Source organism: Vibrio sp., from assembly GCF_050299255.1.
Taxonomy (GTDB): domain Bacteria; phylum Pseudomonadota; class Gammaproteobacteria; order Enterobacterales; family Vibrionaceae; genus Vibrio.
Window position 1 is genome coordinate 56,585 of record NZ_JBNKVP010000015.1, and the last position, 10,748, is coordinate 67,332.

The following is a 10,748-nucleotide window of genomic DNA, read 5'->3' on the forward strand; positions in this document are numbered from 1 at the left end:
GAGGTTAAAATAAAAAAAGCCCAGAACAACGGGTTCTGGGCGGATACAAACATAGGAGTTAATAAGAAAAAGCAGCGTAACTTGTAGTCTCAGGTTGAATGCAGTTTGACGGCCAGTGAAACTCTCAATGCTCTGCGAACTACACTTGTTATGACTAGTCAATTGCCCGTCAGTTCCCAAAAAGTTGACGAATATTTTAAGTTTGTTTTTAGTCCTTTCTAATTCAGTAAGTTACTGACATTTATTTATTCGTGGTCAGACCAATCTACAAAATTGTGATGTTAATTGCTTGTTAATCCTGTAGGTCGCTTGTATATTTTCAAACAGATGTTTAATACGAGTGATTAAAATGGCACCCAGAAATCGCACTAAGGAAAAAATACTTGATGTGGCCGAAGCGCTGTTTGCAGAGCACGGCTTTAACGACACCTCACTGAGAACCATCACCAGTAAGGCGGCGGTTAACCTGGCATCGGTCAATTATCACTTTGGTGACAAAAAAACGCTGGTTAGAGCGGTATTGAACCGGTATCTGGAGGCTTTTATGCCAGCAGTGCAGGACGCGCTGATCACGCTCAACCTCAACGACGATTACAGCATGGAAGATGTGTTTGAGTCGCTACGAGGTCCACTTCGCGCTTTGAATGATGTTCGGCCCAATGGCACCAGCCGTTTTATGTTGCTGATAGGGCGCGGCTATACCGATGTGCAAGGTCACTTACGCTGGTTTATCACCACGCGTTATCAGGAAACTCTAACCCTGTTTACCGATTCGATTATGCGCGCCAATCCGGATTTGGACAGAGAAGAACTGTTCTGGCGATTGCACTTTACTCTGGGCACCTGCGTTTTCACCATGGCGTCCAGTAAGGCTCTGGCGGAAATTGCCGAAAACGATTATGGCCAGAAAGTCGATGCCAAAGCGATCGTGGATAAAATAATCCCCTACTTGGCGGCAGGAATGGCGGCCAAATAACGCTAACAATAACTACGAACCCTACAAAAACGTGAACAAAAGGATCTGATTATGAGCTCTTTGAGAAGAAAATGGGTGAGCGACCCGGCTTTTAATATGTTCAAAAAACTACTACCACCTCTGTCCAAAACTGAGCAAGAGGCTATGGAAGCCGGTAGTGTATGGTGGGATGGCGAGTTGTTTTCCGGTCGTCCGGATTTCGCCAAACTGCACCATTACCCTAAACCTACTTTGACCGCAGAAGAGCAGTCTTTCATTGACAACGAGTTGCAGACTCTGATGACAATGCTGGACGATTTCCAAATCGTGCGTCACCAACGTGACTTGCCGAAAGAAGTCTGGGACTACCTGCGCCAAGAAGGTTTCTTCTCGCTGATCATTTCTAAAGAGTACGGCGGCCGTGAATTTTCGGCGTTTGCTAACTCCACAATTGTTTCCACAATCGGTACTAAGAGCACCAGTGCAGCAGTGACCGTCATGGTACCGAACTCACTCGGCCCGGGCGAATTGCTGTCGCACTACGGTACCCAAGAGCAGAAGGATTATTGGCTGCCTCGCCTTGCCGACGGTACGGATATTCCTTGTTTTGCCCTGACCGGTCCGGAAGCGGGTTCCGATGCGGGTGCGATCCCAGATATTGGTGAAGTTTGCTACGGCGAGCACGAAGGTAAAGAAGTACTGGGTATCCGATTGAGCTGGGATAAGCGTTACATCACACTCGCTCCTGTCTCAACAGTACTGGGTTTGGCGTTCAAACTGCGTGACCCTGAGAACCTGATTGGCGATAAAGTCGATATCGGCATTACCTGTGCCTTGATTCCGACCAGCCACCCTGGTGTTGAAGTGGGTGAGCGTCATGATCCTCTTGGTCTGGCTTTTATGAATGGCCCGACCCGTGGTACGGACGTGTTTATCCCAATTGACTGGCTGATCGGCGGTGTCGATTATGCAGGGAAGGGCTGGCGTATGCTGGTTGAGTGTTTGTCTGCAGGACGAGGTATTTCGCTGCCGGCTCTGGGCACCGCGATCGGTCACTTGACCGCCCGTACTACTGGCGCTTATGCCTACGTGCGTAAGCAGTTTGGTATGTCTATCGGTAAATTTGAAGGGGTGGCAGAAGCACTGGGCCGTATCGGTGGCCTGACTTATCTGCTTGAAGCGACTCGTACCCTGACCACCACGTCACTGGATATGAAAGAAAAGCCCGGTATCGTCACCGCTATCGCCAAATACCATATGACAGAGATCGCCCGTACCATTTTGAATGATTCGATGGATATTCATTCGGGTCGTGCGATTCAGGATGGCCCGATGAACTACCTGGCCAATCACTATCTGGGTATTCCGGTCGCGATCACAGTGGAAGGGGCGAACATTCTGACCCGCAACCTGATGATCTTTGGCCAGGGTGCAACACGCTGTCACCCGTATGTTCTGAGCGAAATGGAAGCCGCTGCCAATCCAGACCAAGAGCAAGGTGCAAAAGATTTTGATAAGTTGCTGTTTAAGCACATAGCACACGCGACTAAAAATACCTTCGGCGCGTTCGGTGCGGCGTTAACTGGTTCACGTTTCGTCAAAGCAGAAATGAGCGGAGCGACCAAGCAGTACTACCGCGATTTAACCCGTCTGAGCCGGGCACTGGCGGTAAGCGCTGATTTTGCTATGTTGACGCTAGGTGGCGAGCTAAAACGTAAGGAACTGATCTCAGCGCGTCTGGGGGATGGCTTGAGTTATCTTTACATGGCGTCAGCAGTACTGAAGAAATATGAAGATGATGGTCGTCAACAACAGGACTTAGACTATGTCCACTATGCGATTCAGCACTGTTTCTACCATGCGGCGAAGTCGCTGCAGGAAGCGTACAATAACTTCCCGGTTAAAGGCGTTGGACCGCTACTGAAAGCACTTGTTTTCCCACTGGGTAATCACTTCAAACGTCCGGATGATGTTCTGACCGTCAAACTGGCAGAAAGCCTGATGACTCCAGGCGCACACCGTGATCGTCTGACCCACCTCTGCTATGTAGGTGATGAAAACGATGCCCGTGGATTGATGGAACAAGCCTTCCTGGCTATGTACGGGGTTCGCGAGCTGGAGCGTAAGCTGAATAAAGCCGCCAAAGATGGCAAAGTCGATCGTAAAGGCATGTTGACCACTCGTCTGGAGCAAGCTCGAGAGGCCGGTGTTCTGACCGATGCTGAAATCGATCAGATTCTGGCTGCAGACAAATTGCGTTACCGTGCAATTCAGGTGGATAACTTCAGCCACGATATGAGTGAAGTGGTTACAGGCAAGCCTGACCAACGAAAGCTAAATAGCGTCGCTTAAGCAAAAGTGACCAGGCGAAGGCATCTCAATGAGATGCCTTTTTCTGTTTCATCATAAAGTGCTCCAACCACTTGCATTTTGTGGCAGTTTTTTCAGAAACTAGATGAGTTTTAGCCTTGAAACTTTTATCCTAGCGGGGATTTTTTAAGGAAGTTGAATATGATCATCAAACCTAGAATTCGTGGATTTATCTGTACCACCACCCATCCAGTGGGTTGTGAGGCGAACGTAAAAGAACAAATCGCTTATACCAAAGCACAAGGCCCAATTAAAGACGCACCAAAACGTGTGCTGGTCGTGGGTTCTTCCAGTGGCTACGGTTTGTCATCTCGTATTGCGGCTGCTTTTGGCGGTGGCGCGGCAACCATTGGTGTGTTCTTCGAGAAAGAAGGCACAGAAAAGAAACCAGGCACAGCGGGTTTCTATAACGCGGCGGCCTTTGACAAACTGGCTCGCGAGGAAGGCCTGTATGCCAAGAGCCTGAACGGTGATGCGTTCTCCAACGAAGCCAAGCAAAAAACCATCGACCTGATCAAACAAGACCTGGGCCAGGTAGACATGGTGGTTTATTCTCTGGCTTCTCCGGTACGTAAACTGCCAGAAACAGGTGAGCTGATTCGTTCGTCACTGAAGCCTATCGGCGAAACTTACACCGCAACAGCAGTAGACACCAACAAAGATGTCATCATTGAAGCGAGTGTAGAGCCTGCCACAGAACAGGAAATCAAAGACACCGTGACCGTTATGGGCGGCGAGGACTGGGAACTGTGGATCAACGCTCTGTCCGACGCTGGTGTACTGGCAGAAGGTTGTAAAACCGTCGCTTACAGCTACATCGGTACTGAGCTGACCTGGCCAATCTACTGGGAAGGTGCTCTGGGCCAGGCGAAGATGGACCTGGACCGCGCAGCAGCAGCACTGAATGAGAAACTGGGCGAGCATGGCGGCACGGCTAACGTAGCGGTACTGAAATCTGTGGTTACTCAAGCTAGCTCTGCAATTCCAGTTATGCCTCTGTACATCGCCATGGTATTTAAGAAAATGCGTGAAGAAGGCGTTCACGAAGGTTGTATGGAACAGATCTACCGTATGTTCAGTCAGCGTCTGTACAAAGAAGACGGCAGCGCGCCAGAAGTGGACGAGAAGAACCGTCTGCGTCTGGATGACTGGGAACTGCGTGAAGACATCCAGAAACACTGCCGTGATCTGTGGCCTCAAATCACTACAGAAAACCTGAAAGAACTGACTGACTACGTGGAATACAAAGAAGAATTCCTCAAGCTGTTCGGTTTCGGTGTTGACGGTGTGGACTACGAAGCTGATGTTAACCCGCAGGTTGAAGCAGATTTCATCGAGATCTGATTTTCAATGCTGAAAAAGGCGCTGTGTTTACAGCGCCTTTTTTTATGCCTGACTGTTAGTAGCGGTTAATCCACCGCTACAACGGGTCTCAGCTGATTATGATTAGTACGGTACCGGCCAGCGTCATCAGAATGTTAGCAATGGCGTAGGTTCCCGCATAGCCCAGTGCCGGGATGGTGGATTTGGAATAATCATTCACTATGTCCATCGCCGGGGCGCAGGTACGGGCGCCGATGATCGCACCGAACAGCAGTGCCCGGTTCATTTTCAGAACGTGGGCTCCGACCAGGTAGGCCAGCACCACCGGCACGACACTGACCAGAAATGACAGGCCGATCACTTTGATGCCCACCTGTGACAGGTGTTCAAACATTTTGCCACCGGCACTGAGGCCGATTCCGACCATAAAGAACATCAGGCCGAGGTCTTTGACCATATTGAGCGCCCCGCGTGGCACATAACCAAAAGTCGGGTGGTTGGCTCGCAGGAATCCCAGTGTGATCCCAGACAGCAGCAGGCCGACGGCATTGCCGAGGCCAAACGACACCTGACCAAAACTCATGGTGACCAGGCCAAGTAAGATACCCAGAATAAAGAAGCTACAGAACGCGAGCAGGTCCGCTATCTGGCTGTGGATGGAGATAAAGCCGATTTTCTCCGCCAGGCCGTGCACGCGGCTTTTCTCGCCGCTGACCTGTAAGATGTCTCCTTTGGCCAGCACGATATCCAGGTCCATTGGCATTTCTATCTGGGCCCGGACCACCCGGTTCAGAAAGCAGCCGAATTCCGAGACATTCAGGTCGGACAGTCGCTTACCGGCGATGGCATCACTTTTGACCACGATCTCTTCTTCGACGATGCGTAAATCGAGCAGGTTACGGTCAAACACTTCTTTACCGTTGCGAAAACTTGGATCGAGACGGGCATGGCTGTCGGGGAAACCGACCAGGGCGATTTCGTCGCCTTCCTGCAAAATAGCGTCGCCATCCGGATGGGCAATAATGCCGTTACGGCGGATACGTTCGATGTAGCAACCGGTCTGGCGGTAGATACCCAGTTCACGCAGGTTGCGCCCGTCTATCCAGTTGATCAGCTCCTGGCCAACGCGATAAGCACGGATGATGGGCAGATACACCTTGCGCTGCCCTGAGCCACCAATGCCGCGTTCCCGGGCGATTTGTTGGGCAGAGTCAGACAGGTTCTGCTTTTGCAACTGAGGCATCAGCTTGGCGAACATGATCATACTGATCAGGCCAATCAGATACGCCATCGCATAGCCAACGGTGAGGTTTTCCATCACCAGGCTAGTGTCAAAGTTGCGTGGCAGCGTTGCCAGACCGGAGCTGAGCGCGTCCTGCGCACCCACTAAAACCGGGGTGGAGGTGAGCGAGCCGGCCATCATCCCCGCTGCCAGGCCGTAGTCGAGCTCAAATATCTGGCTGGAAAAATAGGTAATGGTGATGGCGGTGACCAGCACCACCATACTCAGAATGAAATAGTGCTTACCGTCTTTAAAGAAAATACCGAAAAAGTTAGGTCCGGCTTCTATTCCGACACAGTAAATAAACAGCATAAAGCCGATGGTCAGGGCTTCCGGGGTAAAGGTAAAACCGAGGTGACCCATCACCAGCGAGGTGATCAGTACGCCAATCGAGTTACCGAGTTGCAGGCTGCCAAAGCGAATTTTTCCGATAGCGAGGCCGATAGCCAGCACCACGAAGATGAGGAGGATGGGGTTTTGTTCTAGCAAGAGTACGACGTCAATATTCACGGCCGGGATCTGATTTTGTCGGTGCGCGTCAGCGCGTTTAAGTGTGCGGATTGTATCTAATTCTTAGCAAAAGATAAGTGAAATTTTTTATTCTTAACTATTAGCTGACTTTTGCCAAAATTGCGCCGTTTTTTTTACACAAAAAAGCCGCCTGTCCGGCGGCTTAGAAGAATAAATGCTGCTATTAAACAGTGTCGAACAGACCCAGATGTTCTTTAGCGTAAGCTTCAAAATCATCACAGCCGCCGATGTGCTGCTGATCAACAAAGATTTGTGGCACGGTTTCTACCGGCTTACCAACGGTCTTTTCCAGATCCGCTTTAGTAATACCTTCTGCGTGAATATCAACGTAACGGTAGTTAAAATCGTCACGTTTGGCTTTTAGCGTTTCCGCGTGCTCTTTTGCACGAACACAGTAAGGGCAGGCAGGGCGACCAAAAATCACAACGAACATAAATCTTTCTCCTATGGTTTAATGCGTTCACTATGCCTTATCCCAGTTAGGAAATAAAGTGGCAATGGCCTCTTGCTTCAATAGGCAAATTCTATTGAACAGCTTTTGTTCACCAGTGCAGCTGAAAACCAGACCCCTGCCTTGGATCACCATCCGACAACCGCCCAAGTAAGCAGAAAAACAAAAACGGAGCCGCTGGGCTCCGTTTACTATCTATGTCTTCAAGCAGACAACGGCAGGTTCAGGTTATTACAACTGAGACAGCTTGTCGTAGCGCGAATCTTTCAGCGCTTCTTTTACCCGTTTGAGGTTTTCGCGGAAGCCCGTGCCACGGCGTAACGTAAAGCCGGTTGCCAGCACGTCGATCACCGTCATTTGTACTACGCGGCTGGCCATTGGCATGTAGACATCGGTGTCTTCCGGTACATCTAAAGTGATAGACAGCGAACTGGCTTTATCAAGGGGGGAGTCCTTGGCCGTAATGGCGATTACAGTTGCACCGTTTTCACGTGCCAAATTGGCAATTTCAACCTGGCTCTTAGTCCGTCCGGTATGGGAAATCAGCACGATGACATCGTTGTCAGTGCTGTTGATGCAACTCATGCGCTGCATCACCACATCTTCAAAACAAGTGATGGGGATATTAAACCGGATAAACTTGTTTTGCGCATCCCGGGCTACAGCCGACGAAGCGCCCAGACCAAAGAAGGAAATTCTTTTAGCTTGGGTGAGCAAATCGACCGCACGGTTTACCTGCATTGGATCTAAGCTGTTTTTCGCTACATCCAGACAGGCCATGGTTGATTCGAAAATCTTGTGGGTGTACGCATCCGGACCATCGTCTTCCTCAACATTACGGTTCACATAAGGTGTACCATTGGCAAGACTCTGAGCCAGGTGCAGTTTAAAATCCGGGAAACCTTTGGTATCCAGGCGACGGCAGAAGCGGTTAACTGTCGGTTCGCTGACGTCGGCCATTTTGGCCAGTGTCGCGATACTGGAATGAATCGCAGTCTGTGGAGAAGCCATGATTACTTCGGCCACTTTGCGTTCTGACTTGCTAAAGTTTTCCAGATTTTTTTGAATTTTTTCTAATGTATTCATAGTGTTCACGAGGGCTAGAGCACATCTCGCTGGTAATACCAAAACCATAATAGGGGACAGGAATAAAGTGACTTCCTAATAGGTATTTACTACACCAGCGCCATCACCATCAGTATAAACCGAAGGCATACAATTGCAGTAATTTTTATACAGTTTATCGCCTGATTATATGACCAGACTCAAACAAAATTTTGTTTAAACTACAAAATTAGATTCATATTTGCTGATTTTTGATTCGTTTACCGCTTCAAAATCAATTATTTTGCTGCAAAAAGAAATAAATTTTCAATTTTTCAGGATGTCGCGGGCCATTCGTTCGATATCGGCCATCAAATTGGGGGCCTGCTGGACGATTTCGCGCTGCTCCTTGAGTACCGACTCCAGAATGGAGGTGGAGGTCAAAGGATTGGCCAGTACCACGCGGAACACGATGGTGTTCAGTCTGTCCCATTGTTCGGGGTTCAGGCGTGTACGAGAGACAAAAGACTTGCCGGTTTCACGCTGTTTCTTCTGAACGAATTTGGTCAGCTCATTTAACCGTTCATTGAGCTGTTCACGCTGGTCCGCATCGGCTTTAAGCAGGGCTTGTTTCACCTGTGGCGGCAGATAACGATAGGTCAGAATGCAAAGCTCGGGTTTGGACACCAGTTCGAAATCTTCCTGCGCCTCGATCAGGTTGGCAAAATAGTTGGCTTTTTCAATTCCCTGATCGATCAACAATTCATAACCAGGGCGGCTGATGATATGCATAGCAGCATAGACCAGCATCGCCATGCCGGAACGCGAGCCTTCGAGAGTGTGACTGCCCAGGTCTTTGGATCCTTTACGTAAGATATATTGCGCGTGGTGTTCAATTGAGGCCATCGCATCGGGATTTTTGAACAACACCATGCCGGCTCCCATCGGGATATACAGCTGTTTGTGCGCATCGATAGTGACGGAATCCGCCATTTCGATACCATTAAGTAATTTACGGTGGTTGTTTGACATCAGTGTTGCGCCACCCCAGGCGGCATCAACGTGAAAATGGCAGCCTTCGCGTTGGCAGATGGCCGCAATGTCGGCCAGCGGGTCGATATTACCGGTTTCTGTGGTACCGGCGACGCCGACTACCGCAAACGGCTTAATCTTCTGCGCTTTCAATTCGGCGATCTTGTCTTCCAGATCGCGTGGGCAAATCCGGTTTTCCGCGGTTGTAACCACAGGCACCAGACCTTCCTGGCCGATTCCTAATACGTCCGCTGCTTTTTTCAAAGAGTAGTGGCCACGTTCTGACACCAGAATCGCCATGCCTTCATAGCCATAATGACGCATGGCTTTAAACAGGCCTTCTTTTTCAACGCCGTGGAAAGTGCCATCGGCTTTAAGGGCATTGTTGCGTGCCACCCAGAGGGCAGTGATATTGGCTATGGTTCCGCCGGAGCAGAACGCGCCGAGCGAATGGTTGGCGCTGTGCATCCACTGGCTATAAAACGGGTCATCCTGGCCATAGACCAGCTTGTGTAGCATGCCGATCACCTGGCGCTCCAACGGGGTAAATGCCTTGGAGGTTTCGATTTTGACCAGGTTCTGATTGAGTGCAATCATGATCTTGGACAGCGGCATCAGGAAATAGGGCAGTGCCGAAGTCATATGACCGATAAAGCTGGGAGCTGAAGTATGGACGGATTGGGAGACCAAAGTATCCAGCAGGTGCTGAGTATGATCGGAGACAAACTCCGGCTGTTCAGGAATGGATGGGTTGGAGAAATCTTTCTCGATATCACGCAGAGGCTTCTCTTCCGCAACGATGTGCTCGCGCAGAAATGCGTTCAGGTTGCGTGACAGCTCCGCTTCAATTCTTGTCAGCGTTGAATCTGGTCCTTCTGGCACTGTGAAGATTCGAAGAAGACTATCGAAGCTTACGTCAGCCGTTTTATGTTCCGATACCATACAGCGTTATATATGTATTGATTGTTGTAAGCGGCACAATCTAAACGAAAACGGGACTAATGTCCCGCCTTAAATTGGAGCTCGTTCGAATTGGCCTGGTTTCTTATTGGCAGTTAATCGCTTCTAACTGCTTAATCGACTTATTATATCGTTGCAGTGCTGTGTCAATCTGGGCCGGTTTCGCTAACAGATCAGCGAAGGCGGAGCGCAACTCGTAATTTTGTGGATGAGGCTTGGACTGGCGGTCTGCGAATGTCTCTTTGGCCAGTGCGCCTAGTTCATCACTACGGGATGCCAGCACTTTGATGTCGTGTTGTTCCAGTTGCAGCCAGGCTTCAACCGGGCGTTCAACCGCCACTTTGGAGGCATCGTTGTTCAAGTAGTAATGAACGGCAGCACGATTGAGTTCAAAGTGATGCTTACGGCCGGTTAAAAACCATTCCGAGACTTCTTTCAGATCCGGATACTGGCTGGCGGTCAATTCCGCCAAATCCTGATACCAGTGAAGTGAAGCGTCGATATAGGCATCGTATTTCTTGGACAAACACGCATTGTCCGCCGCGAAAGTCAGCGACGACGTCGCCGCAAGCAGCGTGGCAACAATTAAGCGTTTCATAGTGTTTCCTTTTTGAAGCGTATTATTATCGTAATGTATTTTTTGCTACCGCAGTTTAGTGCATCTGGTAGCTGATTCCTGCGATCTAGCCAGCAAGAGAGACAAAGAACAGCATCAGTACCGGCACCAAAAGACTGAGAATAAAGCCGCTGACAATGGCTATAGGCACACAACGCACACCGCCGGTGGTCTGAATCACGGG

The 10,748-nt window shown here is 49.7% G+C and carries 9 protein-coding genes; 3 read left to right on the top strand and 6 right to left on the bottom strand.

The annotated features are described in order from the left end of the window. Nucleotides 1-349 precede the first annotated feature (349 nt). The 3 genes from ACQY6F_RS06760 (at nucleotide 350) to fabV (ending at nucleotide 4,669) form a co-directional block, all read left to right on the top strand. Nucleotides 350-976 carry a TetR/AcrR family transcriptional regulator gene (locus tag ACQY6F_RS06760; RefSeq protein ID WP_428773157.1) on the top strand — a complete coding sequence of 209 codons (627 nt, stop codon included), beginning with the start codon at nucleotides 350-352 and terminating at the stop codon, nucleotides 974-976. 51 nt (nucleotides 977-1,027) lie between these two features. After that, entirely contained in the window at nucleotides 1,028-3,307 is a 2,280-nt protein-coding gene (locus ACQY6F_RS06765; protein WP_428773158.1) for an acyl-CoA dehydrogenase, read from the top strand. Between the two features lie 159 nt (nucleotides 3,308-3,466). After that, entirely contained in the window at nucleotides 3,467-4,669 is a 1,203-nt protein-coding gene (fabV, locus tag ACQY6F_RS06770) for an enoyl-ACP reductase FabV (protein WP_428773159.1), read from the top strand. An 88-nt stretch (nucleotides 4,670-4,757) separates the two neighbouring features. Here the strand turns inward: fabV and ACQY6F_RS06775 are convergent, their stop codons facing one another. From ACQY6F_RS06775 to ACQY6F_RS06800, 6 genes are all read right to left on the bottom strand, one after another. Continuing rightward, the gene (locus ACQY6F_RS06775) at nucleotides 4,758-6,440 is read right to left on the bottom strand and encodes an aspartate:alanine antiporter (RefSeq protein ID WP_428773161.1); all 1,683 of its coding nucleotides are present in this window, start codon (nucleotides 6,438-6,440) and stop codon (nucleotides 4,758-4,760) included. 184 nt (nucleotides 6,441-6,624) lie between these two features. Then, complete coding sequence (locus tag ACQY6F_RS06780; protein ID WP_428773162.1) at nucleotides 6,625-6,894, bottom strand: GrxA family glutaredoxin; 270 nt, start codon at nucleotides 6,892-6,894, stop codon at nucleotides 6,625-6,627. Nucleotides 6,895-7,143: 249 nt separating this feature from the next. After that, nucleotides 7,144-7,998 carry a MurR/RpiR family transcriptional regulator gene (locus ACQY6F_RS06785; protein WP_428773164.1) on the bottom strand — a complete coding sequence of 285 codons (855 nt, stop codon included), beginning with the start codon at nucleotides 7,996-7,998 and terminating at the stop codon, nucleotides 7,144-7,146. 285 nt (nucleotides 7,999-8,283) lie between these two features. Continuing rightward, nucleotides 8,284-9,930, bottom strand: a complete 1,647-nt coding sequence (gene panP, locus ACQY6F_RS06790; protein WP_428773166.1) for a pyridoxal-dependent aspartate 1-decarboxylase PanP — start codon at nucleotides 9,928-9,930, stop codon at nucleotides 8,284-8,286. 103 nt (nucleotides 9,931-10,033) lie between these two features. Next, complete coding sequence (locus ACQY6F_RS06795; protein WP_428773167.1) at nucleotides 10,034-10,546, bottom strand: hypothetical protein; 513 nt, start codon at nucleotides 10,544-10,546, stop codon at nucleotides 10,034-10,036. A gap of 85 nt (nucleotides 10,547-10,631) precedes the next feature. Then, a partial coding sequence (locus ACQY6F_RS06800) for a LysO family transporter (RefSeq protein ID WP_428773171.1) occupies nucleotides 10,632-10,748 on the bottom strand: 117 nt, incomplete at its 5' end.